This window comes from Streptomyces sp. NBC_01352, assembly GCF_036237295.1.
In the GTDB taxonomy this organism is placed as follows: domain Bacteria; phylum Actinomycetota; class Actinomycetes; order Streptomycetales; family Streptomycetaceae; genus Streptomyces; species Streptomyces plumbiresistens.
In genome coordinates, this window is sequence record NZ_CP108354.1 from 1397540 (window position 1) to 1415707 (window position 18168).

An 18168-nucleotide genomic window follows, 5' to 3' on the forward strand; every position below is an offset into this window, starting at 1 on the left:
TCCGCTCCTAGTGGGCCGCGTACTGGAAACCGTCGGCGCTCACATGCGACATCACGCTGCTGGCCACGCGATAACGGCCGTTGGGCACGTACGCCGACCTCGTGATGTGCACGGCGAGCGGGCCCGCCCACTCGTAGCCCTTGTGTTCGGCGTGCCGTATCAGGCTGTCGGTGAGCGCCTGGCCCACGTTGGTGCCCCGGCGCGTGAGTTCGTCGTGGACGGAGTCGGCGAGTTCGATGTCGTAGGCGTTGGGGACCACGACCCTGCTCTCGCTGCACACGACCACGTTGCTGTCGCACTCGCGTCGCAGCGCGTCGACGAGTTCGACGGGTTCCTTGTCGAAGACCCGCGCCCACAGCGCCTCCCACCGGTTCTCCAGGGCCTGTTCCACCGCGCTGAGTGCGCTCATTCGCCTCTCACCTGCCGAAGGGTCTGGTTGCGGGGTGCCGCCGGTTTCGCAGCGCGTCGCCGGTCGTCACCGAATGGCTTTCGCGGGGGCGGGTTCCCGTACGGAACGCGCGTATCCGTCCTTTCGGCGGGTCCGTCCGTCGCCCGGGCCGGTCGTCGGGCCCTTGCGCGCAAGCCCTGGTCGCCACGGTGTGTGAGCTATGTTGAGGCACTGTGGGAGACAAAGGAGGCGCAGACGTGCCATCGCCGCAGCAGGCACGCGCCCAGGCGTCCGCGATCACCTCGGGCAAGACCGCACCGGAAGCGGAGGCCTCCCCGACTTCCCAGCTCAGGGGCCTGTTCGACCGGCCACGGCTGTCCCCTGGGCAGCGTCGCATCGCCCAGTACCTGATCGAGCACATCACCGAGGCGGCCTTCCTTTCGATCACCGATCTCGCGGAACGCGTCGGTGTGAGCCAGCCGTCGGTGACGCGTTTCGCCGCGGCGGTGGGCTTCAGCGGTTACCCCGCGCTACGGGAGAAGCTCCAGACGATCGCCCTCGGCACCCTCGCGGGCGGTCCCTCCGCGGCGGAGGAGAACGGCAGCAACGAACTCCAGGCGGCGGTCGACGCCGAGATCGACAACCTGGAGAACCTGCGACGCGACTTCGCCGACCCCGACCAGGTGATCGACATCGGCCGCAAACTGTCCCGGTCGACCCCGCTGACCATCCTGGGCCTGCGCATCTCGGCGTCCCTGGCCGAGTACTTCGCGTACGCCGCGCGCCGGGTCCACCCGGACGTGCGGCTGGTGACCCGGGGCGGCAGCGTCGCCTACGACGCCCTGCTCCAGTCCCGCGAGGCGGGCGGCACCTGGGTCCTGGCGTTCTCGATGCCCCGGCACGCCCAGGAGACCCTGACCGCCGTACGGGTCGCGCGCAGCGCCGGACTCCAGGTCGCCCTGATCACCGACCTGGCACTCGGGCCGGTGGCCGACGAGGCGGACGTCGTCTTCGCCACCGGCACCGGGTCCCGTCTGGTCTTCGACTCCTACGCCGCGCCCGGCGTGATGGCCGCCGCGCTGCTCCAGGCCATGACCGACGCCGACCCGGAACGCACCCAGGCCCGGCTCGAGGACTACGAGCACATCTCCGACCAGCACCAGTTCTTCCTGCGGGACTGAGACCCACTTCCCTCACATGAGGGCACAAGGGGGTCATCCGTCACATATCCCGCATGAATGTTTTCATGCGTCTTGCAAACCGGACGGCATATATAAATACTGCTCAGGGATCACACCCCGGCCATTCCGGGACACACGTTCCACTACCCCGCATCCGCCCGCACAGAGACGACGGTCCGCCCATGCGCACGCTGCACCACACCTCGCGCGGGCACCGTCTGACCCCACGGGCCCTTGCACGGACACCTGAAGCCGCCGTCTCCTACCCGCGTCGGCGCCCAGGGTGTTCGGTCGGGCATCGCCTGCGCGAGCGCCCGTGGCGGCCCCGGTCATCCCCTAGACCGGGGCCGCACCAAACCGTCGGACCACCCCCCACGACGCCGCACACCCGGGAGCGATGACCATGCCCCTGACGACCACGCGAACCACCACGCGGATCAGCCCGGACTGGCCGTGCCAGGTCAAGAACCCCGGCAGCTACGACTGGGAGCGCTCGGCGGCCAAGTGGCTGCGCGAGCTGGTACCGGCCCGCTACGCCAGCTACCCGGCCCTGATCCGCCACCCCGTGCTGCTCGCCCGGCACGCGCAGATCCAGGTCCAGCAGGAGGTCCGGGTCGCCCGCACCGCCCTGCAGACCGCCCGGGCCGACCTGCCCGGTCTCGGCATGCCGGAGTCGGTCATCGAACACACGATCAAGCTGTACGCGGCGGAGGTCCTGCAGCTGCAGCACATCGCCCGCAGCGTGCGGGCGGTCACCCAGGCCCTCATCGAGCACGGGCACGGACGCTGACCCTCCCAGGGGCATGAGGCGCGTCTGCCGTGGCACTCGTGGTGAGCATGAGCACCACCGATGTACGGCATGGCGATCCGGTCACCACGGTCCTCACCTGGCGAGTACGCCCCGGCCACGAGCACGAGTTCGAGCACTGGACCCACGGGATCACCCGCTGCGCCAGAGCCTTCCCCGGCAACGAGGGCGTCTCCTGGCTGCGGCCCGAGGACGGTCACCTCTTCCACGCGGTGCTGCGCTGGTCCGATCCGCACCGGCTGGCCGCCTGGCTGGAGTCCGAGGAGCGGGCCGCCTGGCACGGACGGATCGAGGGCATCGCGACCGAGATCGGCAGTGAACGGCAGTCGACGACGGGACTGGAGACCTGGTTCGCCCTGCCCGGCACCACCGCGCAGGCCCCGCCCCGGTGGAAGATGCTGCTCACCACCTTCCTCGGCGCCTATCCGCTCACGTTCCTGATCCAGTGGCTGGCGGCGCCCCACACGATGACCTGGGCCCTGCCGCTGCGCGCCGCGGTGTTCCCGGTCGTGCTGCTGCCGACCCTGACCTACCTCGTCATGCCTCGGCTGAGCCGCCTGCTGCGGCTGTGGCTGTACCCGCCGCCGGACCACTGACGGGGACACGGGAGGACAGCGCGGCAGCGGGGGTCGACGAGCCCGCCGACCCGGCTTCACCGGTGCGTGCGATCTCCGTCCACAAGGCCGCGATCGAAGCACCCCTGATGTGCGATGCTCAACGCGTGACCAGCGAGCCCGCCAGCCCCGCCGAGTCCGGCGCCGCGCCCGACATGGCAGCGCTGGCCAAGGTCGTCGCCCGGCAGCGTGCCGAGATGGACCGGCTGCGTGACCAGGCAGCGACATCGGCCGTCCTGGAGCGGGCCAAGGGTGCCCTGATGGCGCTGACCGGCTGCACGCCGGACGCCGCGGGCGAGGAACTGCGGCAGCGCGCCAAGGCCGGGAACCGCACCCTGCTGGAGGAGTGCTGGATCACCCTCGGCGGGCTGGTGCCCCCGCTGCACCAGTCCCCACCGCGGCCCGAGCCCCCACTCGACGAGCCCGCCGGTTTCCCCGTCGTCGTTCCCAGGCCCGGCATGCCCGCCACCAGGGACACCCTCGACGCGGACGGCACCGACGGTACGGACGACGCCTTCGCCGCACTCGGCCGGCTCGGCGAGGCCCTGGTCCGCGTCGGCACCCCGCAGGACCTCGCCCGGTGCCTGCTGGACCACCTGGCGCCCGAGGCGGGCGCCGAAGCGGTCATGATCTTCCGGCGCCTGCCCACAGGCGGGCTGGAACTCGTCGGGCACGCCGGCATCGAGGACACCCTGGCCGCCCAGTGGCGTCAGGTGCCGCCGCTGACCGGGATCGCCGCCCTGGAAGCGCTGGTGGCGCGGGAGCCGCGCTGGCTGGAGGACATCGACTCGGACCGGGAGCGGTACCTGCTCATCGGGGACCCGCCCGAGCGCTGGCGCTCGCGCGCCTGGCTGCCGGTGCCGGCCGGGGACACCGCCGAGGCCTGCATCGGCGTCCTGCGCGGCCGCGGGGGGCCGTTCACCCCGCCGGTCCGGCAGCTCCTGCGCGCCGTCGCCCGGCTGTGCGCGGGCCGGCTCCGGGCGTTCGGCGTCCGGCAGGAGTACGCCGCGGACGGTGCCGCCCAGGCGGTGTTCGACGCGCTGCCGGGCGCGGCGATGCTGCTCTCCCCGCTGACGGCGCCCTCGGGGGAGGTCGAGGACTACCGCATCGACGCGGCGACGGCGGACGCGGTCGACATCGTCGGCCGTACCGGCCGCGAGCTGGTCGGGCACCGGATCCTGGAGTGCTTCCCCGGCATGGCGGGCGAGGAGCTGTGGCACGGGTGCCTGCGCACGCTGCGGACCGGGGAGCCGTTCGAGGGTCCGCCGTTCGCCCATCAGGAGGTCGTGGCCGGTTCCGCGGAGCTCTCGACGTACTCGGTGCGGGTGGCGCGGCTGGGCGGCGGGCTGGTCCTCGCCTGGGTCCGGCAGGACTCCTCGGACCGGCAGGAGCAGCGGCTGGCGGACGTGCAGCGGCTGGGCAACCTGGGCTGGGCGACCTGGAACCTGGTCACCCACGAGGTCAACTGGTCGTCCCAGGTCTTCGACATCCTGGACCGGGACCCCGCACACGGCCCGGTCCAGCTCGCCGACCTCCCGGGTCTCGCGCTGTCCGAGGACGTGCCGGCGCTGGCCCGCGCCGTCCGGGAACTCGCGCGCGACGGGCGTCCGTTCGACGTCCCGTTCCGGATCAGGACGGCGGACGGGGTCCGGCATCTGCGGGCCGTCGCCGAGGCGGTGCCGGCCGCCGACGGCACGCCCGTCGAGGTGCACGGCTTCGTCCAGGACCTCACCGCACAGCGCAGCGCGGAACTCGCCCTCGTCAAGAGCGAGCAGGAGATCCTGACCCAGCACGTCGTGCTGCGCGCCGAGCGGACGCTCGTCGCCCGGCTCCAGCACGCGCTGCTGCCGCTGCCCACCCGGCCGGTGCGGCTGGCCGGCCTGCGCGTCGAAGTGGCCTACCTGCCCGCCCAGTCGGGGATCCATGTCGGCGGCGACTGGTTCAGCGCCATCGAACTCCCCGACGGCGACGCCCTGTTCGTGGTCGGCGACGTCGCCGGGCACGGCATCGACGCCGTCGCCACGATGGCGCAGCTGCGCTTCACCGCGAAGGGCATGGTCATCACCGGCTCGTCACTGACCGGTGCGCTCGCCCGTCTCAACGCGCTGCTGCTGCACTCCCGCGACTCCCACGGCACCGCGACCATGGTCCTGGCCCGTTACACCCCCGCCGAGCGCCGGCTGGTCTGGGCGCAGGCGGGCCATCCGCCGCCGTTGCTGCTGCGCGACGGCGAGGTGCGCTATCTGGGCCGGCCGGGCGGGATGCTGCTCGGGGCGAGCTCCTCGCCGGTGTACCAGGAGGCGGAGTGCCGCCTGGAGCCCGGCGACCGGCTGATGCTGTACACGGACGGGCTGGTCGAGCGGCCCACCGAGGGCATCGACCTGGGCCTGGAGCGGCTCGCCGAGGCGGTCGTCGCCCACCACACGGACGAGCCCGGCTCTTTGAACCCGTTGCTCGCGGCGCTGCTGGAGGGCGAGCGGCGGGACGACGTCTGCGTGGTCGACGTCCGGGTGCCCACCGAGCCCGAGTGACACGCGGCGAAGGAGCGGCAAGGGGGTAGCGGCCCTGTCGCCGTTCAGTCGTCCCGCGGTGCCGGCCTTCAGTCGTCGCCGCGATGGCGCCAGTACCAGAACGCTCCCACCACGAGGGCCAGCAGGAACACGGCGGGCATTACCAGGCCCGGGATACGGGAGGCGCTCATCGGCGTGGCCTTCGGCTCGGGGAGTGCGGGGTCCCTCGCTCAGGGAGCTGCCCATGCTGACGGCGGCCACGCCCTGGGCGCCGCCACTTTCCCGATGTGTTGCCGGGTGTTCGAGCAGCGGGGCGGAACCTCACTCCACCGGGTGACCTGGTGCGATGGTGCGGGCGTCGTCGAGCCGCAGCAGCGGTCCGTCGTCGGCCTGCTCACGCCCGCCGCCGGCCACCGGCTCGAGGACGAAACCGACGTGATCGCCTCCGTCGGCGCGCAGCACGACCGCGCCCACGAACCAGGCCGCCGCGTCCTCCAGGACGAGCGCCCCGCCGTGCTCCTCCCGCACGCCGACATGCTGGAACTTGTCCGTCGTGTCGCCGGTGCGCCCGCCGAACAGCTCGGCCAGGTCCCGCTGTCCGGGGGTGAGCAGATGCACGGCGAGGAACGGAGCGTCCTGTGCGACGCGGTAGGTGTGGTTCACCTTGGACAGCCATACGACGAAGCGCACCGGCCGGATGGAGCACTGCGAGGCGAACCCGACCAGACAGCCCGCCCGCTCCCCGTTCGCCGTGGCGGTGACCACGCACATGTCCGGGTCCAGCCGGTCGATGAACGCGTCGATGCCCGCCATGCTCACCTCGCTCCCGTTCGCCGGACGTCCCGCGACGGGTACCCCGGTTCCGGACGGCCTCCCGTCAGCCGCCCGTACGGGATTCCAGGGCGAGCCGGGTGTCGTCGCCGTAGACGCCGGTCTCGTCGCCGCGGATGCCGTACCAGACCTGGAAGCGGGCCACCGCCTCGGTCAGGGTGGCGTCGTAGCTCCCACTGGTCGAGCCGTGGTCGTACACGTTCGGGATGCGCAGCAGGCGTTGCTGGAGGTCGGTCACCTCGGGGCCGGCGGCTCCTTCGCGGAGGGTGCCCGGGCCGTCGGGGTCGGTGGCGGCCGAGGCGGTGGGAGTGGGCGTGGCGGAGGCGGGCGTGGACGGGAGGGCGGGCTGCGCCGCGCTGGCGTCGCCTCGGTCGGGCAGCAGGAAGGCGCAGCCGAAGCCGATCAGGGCCGCCGCTGCGACGGCGCCCACGACGGCGGTGCGACGCAGGCCGGGCACACGGCCGACGGAACCGCCGCCGCGTACGGCGTAGTGGCCGCTCGCGGTCGGGTGGCCGGCGGAGGTCACCTGTGCGTTGTCCGCGACGGGAGGCAGTTGCTGCGTCTCCGCCTCGACCCGAGGCAGCGGCACCACTTCATAGTCCCCGGTGTGGTCCCTGCGTTCCTGGTACGCCCCGGTCTGCTCCCGGAACTCCCTGATCAGCTCCGCGAGGGCGTCGGTGTTGCGCGGGCGCAGCACCCGGACCGGTTCGAGGGGCGGGCCGTCGGGTCGCTCGGGCGGCTGCCCGCGATCGGTCGGCTTCGGCATACAGCGTCTCCTCCCGTCCCCTGCGCAGGGACCTCCGGCATCCCCCGGGGAGTGATACGCACCTGCCGCACGAGGAGTTCAGTCCCTGCGTCGTTCCGCGGCGAGGAACCGGTGCAGGGATGCCTTCATCGCCGTGACGAAGGTGTCCCTTTCCTTGTCGCTCAGGGCGTCCAGGGACAGGTAGGGGTTGAGGTCCTCCAGCTCGACGAGCAGGAGCTGCCCGTCCGGGGCACGGCAGGCGTCGACCCGCTGGATGCCGTGGTCGATGCCGTTCCAGTCGATGAACCGCCGGGCGAAGGCCAGGTCCTCGGCGGTGGGTTCGTACGGTTCCAGCTGCCAGCGTCGCTCGGGGTGCGGAGCGTAGAGGGCGTACTGGACGTCGTCGTCGACGAAGTAGAAGGACACCTCGTAGGCGAAGTCGACGCACGGCTGCACCAGGACCTCTCCGTCGACAAGGTCGCGCACATCTTCCGCGGAGACGATCCGCAGGCCCACGGAGTCGGCGCCGAGCTTCGGCTTGACGACGTACCGGTCCGTTTCGGGCAGCCGGTGCAGATCCTCCGCGCGGTCGACGGTGGGGATGACCGGGTACCCGGCGGCGCTCAGGTCGAGCAGGTACTGCTTGCCGGCCGTGTCGGCCTTGCCGGACAGCGGGTTGTAGACGCGGGTGCCGTCGGCGATCGCACGTTCGCGGAACGCCTCGTACGCCTCCCGGTGGCCCAGGACCGGACCGCTGTTGCGGACGACGACGCCGTCGAAGGCGCCCATCAGCGCGGCCGCGTCCCGCGGATGGCACAGGGCGAGGTCGAAGTCCTCGCGCAGGCGGGCGGTGAGGAAGATGTCCTCGTCGCAGTAGCGCCGCCCGCGCGCCTGGTAGGCCAGGTCGGTGACGTACAGGAGGCGGGGACGGGCGAGTGACACGCGGGCTCCTCGGCAGTGCGGAGGGCCGATCGTATGCGACGCACGTTCGACGCCCGAGCGGGGGACACCGTGACCACAGAGAGCACTGAGTTCCCCTCAAACGATGCACTGAGTGCCATCAGCCCCGGTCAGATGCTACTTTCCCGTCCATGAGCTCCAGCAGCGCAGCGCCCACGCCCCGTCGCGGTGAGAAGGCGCAGGCGGCGGCAGCGAAGCCGCCCATGCGGGACGCGCTGGTCGCGGCGGCCTTCCAGCTGTTCCTGGAGCGGGGATACGAGCAGACCACGGTCGACGACATCGTGGCGCTGGCCGGGGTCGGACGGCGGTCCTTCTTCCGCTACTTCCCCTCGAAGGAGGACGTGGTCTTCCCCGACCACGAGCGGTGCCTGGCCGACATGACGGAGTTCCTCGCGGCCGGCGACGACGGGGACGAACCGGTGGGCCGGGTCTGCGACGCGGCCCGGCTGGTGCTCCGGATGTATGCCGAGAACCCGACGTTCTCCGTGCAGCGCTACCGCCTCACCAAGAAGGTGCCCGGCCTGCGCGCGTACGAACTGTCCGTGGTGTGGCGCTACGAGCGGGCCCTCGCCGAGTATCTGCGGGGCCGGTTCGCCGGCCGGCGCGACGGGACTTTGCGGGCCGACGTGATCGCCGCCGCCGTGGTCGCGGCGCACAACAACGCGCTGCGCTCCTGGCTGCGTTCGGACGGAGAGGGCGACGCCGACACCACGGTCGACCACGCCCTCGGATACGTCCAGTCCGCCTTCGGCGACCCGCCCGCGTGCCCCGGCGGCGAGCAGCCCGAGGACGTGGTGGTCGTGGTCTCCCGGCGCGGGGCGCCACTGTGGCGGGTCGTCCAGGAGATCGAGACCACGCTCGGTCGCGACTGAACCGGCACTCGGACGCGCACACCCACTCGATGTTCCGAGATTGAGGGGTACGGAGTGCCTTTACGAGTGGCACTGAGTGCCATACCCTGAGGGCGTGCACGGTGGCACGGCCAACCGGGCACGTGCGTGCACGGTGACCCGCGCACGCGGATTCCGGCCGAGTGCAGGGAGTTGACCAGCGTGTACCACCCCTCAGGAAGCGTCGTTCGTCAGACAGCCGGCTCCGCGACGGGCCTCCTGGATCCCGGATTTCCGGATCGCAGGAGCGCGGACACGGACGCCATCCTCTTCCAGCGCTGCACCTGGTGCGGCACCGCCATGTACCACCGGCTGCTGTGTCCGGTCTGCCAGGGCAGCGACCTGCGCACGGAGCGCAGTGAGGGCGCCGGGACGGTCCGGCACTCCACGGTGGTGCACCGAAACACCCCCGCCGCGCGGAACGTGTCCCTGATCGAGATGGCCGAGGGCTTCGTCGTGCGCGGCCGCGTCATGGGCCCGCCGATCGGCATCCACAGCGGTGACCGGGTCCGGCTGTCCACCGCGAAGGACCCGGTCCGGGGCGAGCCTGTCTTCCAGCTGGTCGACGAGCCCTACCGGGCCTGGAGCTGACGAGGACCGCACCTCCCCGCCTCACCCCTCCCCCACCCCGGGCACCAGCTCCCGCACCCCCACCGGCCGCCCCGTCTCGAAGCACCGGTTGGCGGCCAGCCCGACCGCCAGCGCGAGCGCCCCGTCGCGCTCGGTGGCCGTCGGATGCCCCTCGGCGCCGAAGTCGGCAGGCGCACCCCCGTCCACGCTCCCGAACAGCGCGTCGAGCATGCGCGGGTCACCCCCGCCGTGGGCCTCGTGGGCGGTCTCGAGCGGGACGTCGACCGGGGGCCGCCACAGCGGGCGCAGGGTGAGGCGAGCCCCGCCCGCGTGTTCGGCGGCGGTGTCGCCGTGCAGCGCGCCGCTGCCGGAGGTGATCCGGATCCGGGGCGGCTGCCAGCGGCTCTCCTCCACCTCGAGTTCAAGGCGGCCGGCGCTGCCGTTGAACATGACCCGGTAGCCCTCCCACGGGGAGTAGGCGGTCAGGTGGTACGTCATCGTCGCGCCGCGGGTGTAGCGGACGAGGACCGCCATGTCGTCCTCGATGGTGACGGGGCCGTCGAAGACGTTGCGGTCGCGCAGGTAGCCGTCGTCCTGTTCGGCGTCCAGGTAGAGGGCGCGCAGGGTGTCGTCGGCCGCGAGGTCCAGGGCGAAGGGGTCGTCGGCGGCGGGGGCGGCGCCGTGGGCGCGGTCGTAGGCGCGGCGCAGTCCGTGGCGTTCGCCCGCCTCACGGCCGTAGAAGCCGAGCCGTCCGTAGCCGAAGACCTCCTGCGGCCGGTCGGCGAGCCACCAGTTGACCAGGTCGAAGTGGTGGCTCGACTTGTGCACCATGAGGCCGCCGCTGTTCTGTTTCTCCCGGTGCCAGCGGCGGAAGTAGTCCGCGCCGTGCCGTACGTCGAGCAGCCACTCGAAGTGCACGGACAGCACCTCGCCGATCGCGCCCTCGGCGAGCAGGGCCCGGACCTTCTCGTGCACCGGGTTGAAGCGGTAGTTGAAGGCGACGGTCAGGGTGTTGCCGGTCTCCCGGACCGTGTCGAGGATGCGGGCGCAGCGCTCGGCGTCGACGGTCATCGGCTTCTCGGTGACCACCCGGCAGCCGGCCTTCAGGGCCGGGACGATGTAGCGGTCGTGTGCGGCGTCGACGGTGGTGACGACGACCTCGTCGATGTCCTCCTTTGCGAGCAGGTCGGCGAAGCGGTCGGGTTCCCACGGGGTGGCGGCGGGTTCACCGGCCTCGGTGAGCAGCCGGTTGTGGAAGGCCATCCGGGTCGGGCTGGGGTCGCAGAGGGCGGCTACGCGGTGGCCGGGGCGTTCGGCGAGGGCGCGGGTGAACATCTGGGCTCGGTGGCCGGTCCCGACGACGGCCGCGCGGTGGTGGGCGGTTCGGCTCATGGAAAGCGCTTCCCCCGCCGCGGTCCCGACTAGTCCTGCGCGCCCTGCTGGCTTGATCGCATCGCCCGGCTCCGGTCATTTCCTCTGCACAGACAACCCACAGCACCCTCCTTTCCGTCCTTCGTGACGCGAGAGGCGTCCGGGACCAACGAGGCGTCTGCGCTTGGGTTTTGAGGAGGGGAACCATTGATCCGTGCCCGGCGAATATGTGTGACCGCCGTGGCGGTGCTGGCGGCCCTGGCGAGCTCGCCAGGACTGGCACAGGCCCAACAGCCGCCCGAGGCGGGGCGGCCGACCGCGCATGCCGACAACGGGCTGCCGCCGGGCTGGCGGCTCACCGGTCAGGGCGAGGCGCGTGAGCTGGTCTGGCGTGCGCCGAAGACCGTGCCCATGGGGGACGCGCGCGTCGAGTTCCATGCCGAGGGCCGGCTGCTCGGGGTGCCGCAGGCCGGGAAGGACGGCCGGACGTTCCGGCTGAACCTCGGCGAGGCCCGCTCGGAGGAACTGACCGACCTTCAAGTCCTGGCCGGAGGAAGACGGTTGGACGCGAAGGAGACCGACGGGGCCGCTCGGCCGCGGGAGCGGGACTCCCGTGCCGCCGAAGAGCCGCCGGCCCCGCTGCCGGCGGGCGGTGTCGACCCCGGCAAGCCCGGTTCGTACCGCACGGTCACCGGCGAGTACGACCTCGACCCGGTGAAGCTGCCCGGGTTCCCCGCCCCGATCGAGATGCGCGCCGAGGTGGTGGCCCCGCAGGGCGCCACCGGCAGCCGCCCGCTCGCGCTGTTCCTGCACGGCCGGCACTCCACCTGCTACAAGCCGGGCGCCGAGGACGACGTGACCGGCGACTGGCCCTGCCCGGCCGGGACGAAGCCGATCCCCAGTCACAAGGGCTACCTGCGCGACCAGAAGCTCCTGGCCTCCCAGGGCTATGTCACGGTGTCGATCTCGGCGAACGGCATCAACGCCCAGGACTCGGACGCCGAGGACGCCGGTGCGCAGGCGCGCTCGTCACTGGTACGGCAGCATCTCGCCCGCTGGGCCGACTGGTCGGCCCGCCCCTCCACCGCCCCGGCCGCCGTACGCGAGGCACCGAAGGCGGACCTCTCGCGTGTCCTGCTCGTCGGCCACTCGCGTGGCGGTGAGGGCGTGAACCGGGCCGCCATGGACAGCCTCTACCCGCCGCCCGCCGCCCAGGACGGCTACCGGGGCCCGGTCCGCTGGAAGGTGCGCGGCACCGTGCTCATCGGACCGACCATCTTCGGCCAGAATCCGGTCGCCGACGTGCCGTCGGTGACGATCCTGCCGGGCTGCGACGGCGACGTGTCCGACCTCCAGGGCGAGGTGTACGTCGACGGGACACGCGGTGTCAGCAAGGGCACCGCGCTGCACAGCGCCGTCTACATGGTCGGCGCCAACCACAACTACTTCAACAGCGAGTGGACCCCGGGCCAGGCCGAGGCGCCCGCCTGGGACGACTTCTGGGACGACGAGGAAGCACCCGACCCGGTGTGCTCGCCGAGCGCCGCGACCCGGCTGACCGCCGACCAGCAGCACCAGGCGGGGGCCACCTACATCGCCGCCGCGGCCCGGCTGTTCGTCGGCGGCGACGACCGGGTGCTCCCGTTGCTCGACGGCTCGGGCAGGCGGGCGCCCTCGGCGGACCCCGCCCGCGTCCTGACCCACGCGGTCGGTGCGCGCCGCGGTGCCGGACTCCTGCCGGACGGCCCGGTGACGGTGACCGGCGCGGAGCTGTGTTCGGCGATCGACCCCGACCCGGCCGTCGCCTGTCTGGACCCCGAGGCCGCCGGGTCCTCGCCGCACTTCGCGTGGTGGGAGACGGAACGGGAGGCCGGCCGCCGCGCGGTCGCGCTGAAGTGGTCGACGCCGGGAACGGCGGCGCGCGTCAGCCCCTCCCAGCCGCTCTCCCTCGCCGGTTCCAAGGACCTGGCGCTGCGGGTCTTCGTGCCGCCGAACACGACCGGCACGAAGCTCGACGTCGCCGTCACCGACGCCTCGGGACGCCGGGCCGCACTCGGCCAGGTACAGGTGGACGGGCTGCCCGGCAGCGACCGCACCTCCTCGTACTGGGCGCGCGAGGTCCGCGTCCCGCTGACCGCCGCCGCCCGGGCCGGTCTCGACCTGAAGCACGTCAAGTCCCTTGAGCTGACCCCGCGTTCGCCGTCGGGGCAGGCCTGGCTGATGGACGCCTGGGGCTGGGCACCCGGCACTGCGGCGGTGCGGCCGGCGGCGCTGCCACGCGTCGACATCGGCCGCACGATCGTCCAGGAGGGCGACTCCGGCACCCGCACCTACCGGGTTCCGGTCGAGATCTCCGGGCGCGGCAGCGGTCAGGTCCGCGTGTACGTCCTGGACCCGGACACCGGTCTCGGCACGGACAAGCTGGTGACGGTACGGCGGGGCAGCAACGCCATCGACGTACCGGTCGAGGTGAAGGGCGACACGCGCTTCTCCTACGACGTGCAGCACGACATCGTCGTCAAGGCGGTGCGCAACGCGGTGGTCGGCTCGCACCGGGGCGGGGTCACCGCCCAGAACGACGATCCCGAGCCCGCGGTCACCCTGACGCCGGTGACGGACCGGGTGACCGAAGGGGGGACGCTGACCTGGCGGATGTCCGTGGACGAGGCGGCGGACGTGGAGATCTGGCAGCCGGTGCGGGTGCTCGGTGTCCTGGAGGGCGCCGAGCTGTCCACCAAGGACGTGGATCCGCAGTGGCTCCTGGACTACTCGGGTGACTCGCCCGACCCGGAGCGCCCGCTGTCCGAGGCGAACCTGTGGGTGTGGATGGGGATCCCGGCCGGGACCACCAGCGTCGAGTTCACCGTGCCGACGGTGCGGGACCAGGTGGCCGAGCCGACCGAGTCGATGCGCCTGGCGCTGACCGACTGGGACGCCGAGCCGCTGCCGGACCGTCCGGTGCTGACGGGCACGGTGCTGGACGCGTCGTAACCCGCTCGCGTACGGGGGCACGGACCGCCCGGTCCATGCCCCCGTGCGTCACAGTGTCACGCGGATCCCGACGGTCCCGTCCAGTCCCCGGCGCAGCCGGCTGCCGAGCAGGCTGAGACGGCCGACGATGCCGTACTTGCGGGCGAGGAGCCTGCGGTAGCGGGCGGTCGTCTCCGCGTCGGTGATCTCGGCGGTGGCGGGCACCTGGTCGCCGGTCGGGTTGCCCCGCAGGTCGCAGGGGCCGACGAGGACGTCACCGCGCGCCCGGATCCGCTTCACCTTCCAGGCGTCGGCGGCCGACCAGGCTCCGAGCGTGTCCCCGTCCCGTACCACCCACACCGGGGTGGCGACCGGTGTGCCGTTCTTGCGGTAGCTGGTGAGCAGCAGGTACTTGCCCGCGCCGAGCCGCTCCAGCGGCGTGTCGTCCATGGCGGGCAGTCTAGGCAGCCGCACGGCACCCGAGGGAGGGCGGGGCGGCCCGAATTACCGCGCCGCCCCGGCCGCCGTGCGTGCTCGGGTCAGCGCAGCGCCGCCGCCATCCGCCGTACGCCCTCCTCGATGATCTCCGGCGAAGTCGCCAGATTCAGGCGTACGTGCCCGGCGCCGCCGGTGCCGAACGGGAGCCCGGAGTTCAGCGCGACCCGGCCGCACCGCAGGAAGACGTCCGCCGGGTCGTCGCCGAGATCCAGTGCACGGCAGTCGAGCCAGGCCAGGTACGTGGCCTCGCCGGGGCGGTACCCGATCGCGGGCAGGTGCTCGGCCAGCAGGTCGGCGAGCAGGCGCCGGTTGTCGTCGAGGCCGGTGAGCAGGGCGTCCAGCCAGGCGGTGCCGTCGCTGAGGGCGGCGGTGTGGGCGATGACGCCGACGTGGCTGGGGCCGTGCCCGACCTCCTCGGGCAGCCGGGCGAGGTCGGCGGCGGCCGCGGGGCCCGCGACGGCGAGCGCGGCCTTGAGACCGGCGAGGTTCCACGCCTTGGACGCCGACATCAGGGACAGGCCGCTCTCGCCGCCCGGCACACTCAGGTACGGCACGAAGTCCACGCCCTGGGCGACGAGCGGCGCGTGGATCTCGTCGGCGACGACCCGCACGCCGTACCGGTCGGCGAGGGCCGCCACTGCGGCCAGTTCACCGGCGGTGTGCACCGTGCCGGTCGGGTTGTGCGGGCTGCACAGGAGGTGGGCGGCACGGCGGCCGCCCCCGACCGCCTGCCGGAAGCTGTCCTCCAGGATGCCGAGGTCGAGGCGCCCGTCCGGGCCGAGCGGGGCTTCGACGACCTGTCGGTCCATGTGGTCGACGAACTGGAAGAACGGCGGGTAGACGGGCGGGTTCACGACGACCGGGTCGCCGGGTCCGGTGACCAGTTTGATCATTTCGACCACGCCGAGCATCACGTCCGGAACGATCGCGGTGCGTTCCACCGCGAGCCCGTTCCAGCCCCACCGTTTGCCGGCGAAGGCGGCGAGCGCCTCGGCGTACGCGGTGCCGGCCGGGTAGCCGGTGTCGCCGAGTTCCAGGGCGTCGGTGACCGCGCGGACCACGGGCCGGGCGAGCGGGACGTCCATCTCGGCGACCCACAGGGGAAGGACGTCCTCGGGATAGGTACGCCATTTCATGCTCGTACGGCGTCGGAGGCGGGCGGGGGCGAGTGCGCGCAGGGGATTCGGTTCACCGGACGTGGCGTGCGGGATCCTGGTCATGGGGCACAAGATAGGGGGCTGTGGTGTGACCTGGAAACGTGAGGTGGCCTGCGACGAGTCGGGGTCGGACGGCGAGAACCTCACCGGCGGGAACACCGACGTGTTCGCGCACGCGAGTGTCCGGCTGTCCGTGGAATCCGCCGCCGGGCATGTGCAGGAGATACGGGACCGGATCCGCTCGCCCGCCGAGGAGTACAAGGCGAACCACCTGCTGCGGGAGAAGCACCGGGCCGTACTGGAGTGGCTGCTCGCGCCCGCCGGTCCGATCCACGGGCACGCGCACGTACATCTCACCGAGAAGACGTTCTTCGTCGTGGACCGGGCCGTCGACCTGCTGCTCGGCGAGGGCGACGGCGCCGGCGACACGTCGGGCGAGGCCGTCACGCTGTTCCGGGAGGGGCGGCGGACCTTCGGTGCCGAGCGGTGGCGCGAGTTCCTCGCGGCGGCCAACCAATTGCTGCGGGTCAGGAACGACGGCGAGCCGCAACAGCCCGTGGACGCCTTCTTCCGGAGCGTGGACAGCCTGCGGCGCGCGGAACCCCGTCCGCCCGTGTCGGGCATCCTCGACCGGCTCGCGGCGACCCGGTCCCGTGCCGACTCCTACCGGGCGGTCGTCACCGGCGGCCCCACCCTGATCCCGGTCCTCAACCCCCTGCTGCCGGCCATCGTCGCCACGGCCGCGCACTGGAGCGCGGACGGCCGGCCCGTCCGGCTGGTGCACGACCGTCAGAACATGCTGACGCCGGAGCGCATCGCGTGGATCGAGGAGACGGCCCGGCGGGCCGGGGCCGGCCTCGACGGGTTTCGGCTCGTGGTCGCGCGGGAGGATCCACGGGTGCAGTTCGCCGACTTCCTCGCCGGTGTCGCCCGCAGGATCGCCTCGGACGAGCTGAACGGACGCGGCGATCCCGTGCTCACCGCGCTGCTGCGCCCCTACGTCGACACGGCGTCCGTGTGGGGCGACGCGCCCAGCTGGGCGCGGCTCGGTCCGGCGCCCGGCGGCACACCGGTCGACTCCGGCGTCCGGTCCGCCGGATGACGCCGGTCGACGCGCCTGTCGACGCGCCGGTCGACGCCGGTCGGGCAGGGGCCCGGCCTCGGCGGATTCGCAGAGATCGCCCGTGCCGTGAACATGCCGGTCCCCGGCCACGTATGGATGGTGGGCGCTCAACGACCGGAGGGCCCCGCGGTGTTCACACCGCGAGTTCGGGTTCGGGAGCCATGCATGAGGCACGCACGACGACGGGTCGTCCGGCGAGTGACACGGCTGGCGGCCGTCGGCGGACTCCTCCTGGGAGGCACGATGGTGACGCGGGCCATGGCGAGCGAGCCGCCCGCCGCCTCGGCCGTCCCGCGGACGTACGCCCAGGAGTCCACGGACACCGGGGCCGGGCTCGTCTCACGGCTCGGCAGTTCCCGTACGGCGGGCACCTGGATCGGTGACGACGGCCGGCCGGTCGTCGCGGTCACCGACAAGGAGGCCGCCGCCGAGGTCCGGCGCGCGGGCGCCGAGGCCAAGGTCGTCTCGCACAGCATGAACGAGCTCAAGTCGGCGACGGCCACGCTGCGTTCGGCGCCCCGGGTGACCGGCACGGCGTGGGCGATGGACTACCGGACCAACCAGATCGTGGTACGAGGGGACAGCACCGTCTCGGCCGACGACTGGTCCCGGATGACGCAGGTCGCGGACGGCATCGGCACGTTCGTCCGCATGGAACGCACCGAGGGCACGTTCACGCCCCGGCTCAACGGCGCGCTGCCGTTGCTGTCGACCGCCGGACGCTGTTCGGCCGGCTTCAACGTGACCGACGGGCAACGCGACTTCATCCTCACCGCCGGGCACTGCGGACCCACCGGTTCCGTCTGGTTCTCGGACACCGGCGGCAGGGAGCAGGTGGGCAAGACGGTCACGCAGAGCTTCCCGGGCAACGACTTCTCCCTGGTGCAGTACGCGAACGGCAAGGCCGGCGACGGTGCCGCCGTGGTGGCCATCGGTGACGGCAAGGGCGTGCAGATCACGGGCGCGGCCGATCCGTCCGTCGGCCAGCGGGTGTTCCGCAGCGGCAGTACGAGCGGGCTGCGCGACGGTCAGGTGACGGCGCTGAACGCGACGGTGAACTATCCCGAGGGAACGGTCACCGGCCTGATCGAGACGAACGTGTGCGCCGAACCCGGCGACAGCGGGGGGCCGATGTTCTCCGAGGGCATCGCGCTCGGCGTGACCTCGGGCGGCAGCGGGGACTGTCAGTCGGGTGGTACGACGTTCTTCCAGCCGATCACCAAGGCCCTGACCGACCTCGACGTCCAGTTGCTCGTGGCGGCCCCTGCCGCGGGCGGCAGCGCGGCACCCTCGCCGACGCCGTCTGCCTCGGCCACGCAGAGCGCGATCGCGCCCGGTGCGGCCACGCCCGGGACGTCGGGTCCGGTGGCGGGCGCTACGGCCGGCGAGCCGCTGCTGACCCGGCTCACCGACCCCAGGAATGTCGGTCCCGGGTTGCTGGTCATCGCGGGCAGCCTGGTCGCGTTGGTGGCCACCCGGTACATCCGGGCGGAGCAGGACCGCAAGGCGTATCGGCGGTACTACTCGGCGACGTGGGGCTGACCGGCCGGGG

The 18168-nt window shown here is 72.6% G+C and carries 16 protein-coding genes; 9 read left to right on the forward strand and 7 right to left on the reverse strand.

What is annotated here, in order from left to right:
- Positions 1 to 7: 7 nt before the first annotated feature.
- Positions 8 to 409, reverse strand: a complete 402-nt coding sequence (locus OG252_RS06745; RefSeq protein ID WP_329334456.1) for a DUF3662 domain-containing protein — start codon at positions 407 to 409, stop codon at positions 8 to 10.
- A gap of 236 nt (positions 410 to 645) precedes the next feature.
- On the opposite strand from OG252_RS06745, the gene OG252_RS06750 reads away from it, so the two are divergent.
- The 4 genes from OG252_RS06750 to OG252_RS06765 all read left to right on the forward strand — a co-directional run bounded on the left by OG252_RS06750 (position 646) and on the right by OG252_RS06765 (position 5522).
- Positions 646 to 1569 (forward strand): MurR/RpiR family transcriptional regulator, encoded by a 924-nt coding sequence (locus OG252_RS06750; protein WP_329334458.1) that lies wholly within the window; start codon positions 646 to 648, stop codon positions 1567 to 1569.
- 397 nt (positions 1570 to 1966) lie between these two features.
- Entirely contained in the window at positions 1967 to 2359 is a 393-nt protein-coding gene (locus OG252_RS06755) for a hypothetical protein (protein WP_266451322.1), read from the forward strand.
- A 47-nt stretch (positions 2360 to 2406) separates the two neighbouring features.
- Complete coding sequence (locus OG252_RS06760) at positions 2407 to 2973, forward strand: antibiotic biosynthesis monooxygenase (protein WP_266451321.1); 567 nt, start codon at positions 2407 to 2409, stop codon at positions 2971 to 2973.
- A 173-nt stretch (positions 2974 to 3146) separates the two neighbouring features.
- The gene (locus OG252_RS06765) at positions 3147 to 5522 is read left to right on the forward strand and encodes a SpoIIE family protein phosphatase (protein WP_329345094.1); all 2376 of its coding nucleotides are present in this window, start codon (positions 3147 to 3149) and stop codon (positions 5520 to 5522) included.
- Positions 5523 to 5822: 300 nt separating this feature from the next.
- On the opposite strand, the gene OG252_RS06770 is transcribed toward OG252_RS06765, so the two are convergent.
- From OG252_RS06770 to OG252_RS06780, 3 genes are all read right to left on the reverse strand, one after another.
- A complete protein-coding gene (locus tag OG252_RS06770; RefSeq protein ID WP_266451320.1) occupies positions 5823 to 6314 on the reverse strand; it encodes a flavin reductase family protein in 492 nt (163 codons plus the stop codon).
- 64 nt (positions 6315 to 6378) lie between these two features.
- A complete protein-coding gene (locus OG252_RS06775; protein ID WP_266451319.1) occupies positions 6379 to 7098 on the reverse strand; it encodes a peptidoglycan-binding domain-containing protein in 720 nt (239 codons plus the stop codon).
- Positions 7099 to 7176: 78 nt separating this feature from the next.
- Positions 7177 to 8019, reverse strand: a complete 843-nt coding sequence (locus tag OG252_RS06780; protein WP_266451318.1) for a hypothetical protein — start codon at positions 8017 to 8019, stop codon at positions 7177 to 7179.
- A 149-nt stretch (positions 8020 to 8168) separates the two neighbouring features.
- Here OG252_RS06780 and OG252_RS06785 point away from each other — a divergent pair, with 149 nt between their 5' ends.
- Both OG252_RS06785 and OG252_RS06790 read left to right on the forward strand, forming a co-directional pair.
- Positions 8169 to 8909, forward strand: coding sequence for a TetR family transcriptional regulator (locus OG252_RS06785; RefSeq protein WP_266451317.1), 741 nt, complete (start codon positions 8169 to 8171; stop codon positions 8907 to 8909).
- 180 nt (positions 8910 to 9089) lie between these two features.
- Positions 9090 to 9518, forward strand: coding sequence for a Zn-ribbon domain-containing OB-fold protein (locus OG252_RS06790; RefSeq protein WP_266451316.1), 429 nt, complete (start codon positions 9090 to 9092; stop codon positions 9516 to 9518).
- Between the two features lie 21 nt (positions 9519 to 9539).
- Here OG252_RS06790 and OG252_RS06795 read toward each other — a convergent pair whose 3' ends face one another.
- Positions 9540 to 10889: a Gfo/Idh/MocA family protein gene (locus OG252_RS06795; RefSeq protein WP_266451315.1), complete on the reverse strand. Its 1350-nt coding sequence runs from the start codon at positions 10887 to 10889 to the stop codon at positions 9540 to 9542.
- Between the two features lie 186 nt (positions 10890 to 11075).
- On the opposite strand from OG252_RS06795, the gene OG252_RS06800 reads away from it, so the two are divergent.
- On the forward strand, positions 11076 to 13859 hold the full coding sequence (locus tag OG252_RS06800; RefSeq protein WP_329334465.1) for a hypothetical protein: 2784 nt from the start codon (positions 11076 to 11078) through the stop codon (positions 13857 to 13859).
- Between the two features lie 48 nt (positions 13860 to 13907).
- On the opposite strand, the gene OG252_RS06805 is transcribed toward OG252_RS06800, so the two are convergent.
- A complete protein-coding gene (locus tag OG252_RS06805) occupies positions 13908 to 14288 on the reverse strand; it encodes a PPOX class F420-dependent oxidoreductase (protein WP_307679031.1) in 381 nt (126 codons plus the stop codon).
- Positions 14289 to 14377: 89 nt separating this feature from the next.
- Positions 14378 to 15556 carry a MalY/PatB family protein gene (locus OG252_RS06810; protein WP_329334467.1) on the reverse strand — a complete coding sequence of 393 codons (1179 nt, stop codon included), beginning with the start codon at positions 15554 to 15556 and terminating at the stop codon, positions 14378 to 14380.
- A 25-nt stretch (positions 15557 to 15581) separates the two neighbouring features.
- On the opposite strand from OG252_RS06810, the gene OG252_RS06815 reads away from it, so the two are divergent.
- Both OG252_RS06815 and OG252_RS06820 read left to right on the forward strand, forming a co-directional pair.
- The gene (locus OG252_RS06815; RefSeq protein ID WP_329334468.1) at positions 15582 to 16595 is read left to right on the forward strand and encodes a hypothetical protein; all 1014 of its coding nucleotides are present in this window, start codon (positions 15582 to 15584) and stop codon (positions 16593 to 16595) included.
- Between the two features lie 186 nt (positions 16596 to 16781).
- Positions 16782 to 18158 carry a S1 family peptidase gene (locus OG252_RS06820; protein WP_266451310.1) on the forward strand — a complete coding sequence of 459 codons (1377 nt, stop codon included), beginning with the start codon at positions 16782 to 16784 and terminating at the stop codon, positions 18156 to 18158.
- Positions 18159 to 18168 lie beyond the last annotated feature (10 nt).

What these genes read in the sequence shown, in the direction of transcription:
- OG252_RS06745 (WP_329334456.1), bottom strand. Translation starts at nt 409, where the DNA reads ATGAGCGCACTCAGCGCGGTGGAACAGGCCCTGGAGAACCGGTGGGAG.
- OG252_RS06755 (WP_266451322.1), top strand. Translation starts at nt 1,967, where the DNA reads ATGACCATGCCCCTGACGACCACGCGAACCACCACGCGGATCAGCCCG.
- OG252_RS06760 (WP_266451321.1), top strand. Translation starts at nt 2,407, where the DNA reads ATGAGCACCACCGATGTACGGCATGGCGATCCGGTCACCACGGTCCTC.
- OG252_RS06765 (WP_329345094.1), top strand. Translation starts at nt 3,147, where the DNA reads ATGGCAGCGCTGGCCAAGGTCGTCGCCCGGCAGCGTGCCGAGATGGAC.
- OG252_RS06770 (WP_266451320.1), bottom strand. Translation starts at nt 6,314, where the DNA reads ATGGCGGGCATCGACGCGTTCATCGACCGGCTGGACCCGGACATGTGC.
- OG252_RS06775 (WP_266451319.1), bottom strand. Translation starts at nt 7,098, where the DNA reads ATGCCGAAGCCGACCGATCGCGGGCAGCCGCCCGAGCGACCCGACGGC.
- OG252_RS06785 (WP_266451317.1), top strand. Translation starts at nt 8,169, where the DNA reads ATGAGCTCCAGCAGCGCAGCGCCCACGCCCCGTCGCGGTGAGAAGGCG.
- OG252_RS06795 (WP_266451315.1), bottom strand. Translation starts at nt 10,889, where the DNA reads ATGAGCCGAACCGCCCACCACCGCGCGGCCGTCGTCGGGACCGGCCAC.
- OG252_RS06805 (WP_307679031.1), bottom strand. Translation starts at nt 14,288, where the DNA reads ATGGACGACACGCCGCTGGAGCGGCTCGGCGCGGGCAAGTACCTGCTG.
- OG252_RS06810 (WP_329334467.1), bottom strand. Translation starts at nt 15,556, where the DNA reads ATGACCAGGATCCCGCACGCCACGTCCGGTGAACCGAATCCCCTGCGC.
- OG252_RS06820 (WP_266451310.1), top strand. Translation starts at nt 16,782, where the DNA reads ATGAGGCACGCACGACGACGGGTCGTCCGGCGAGTGACACGGCTGGCG.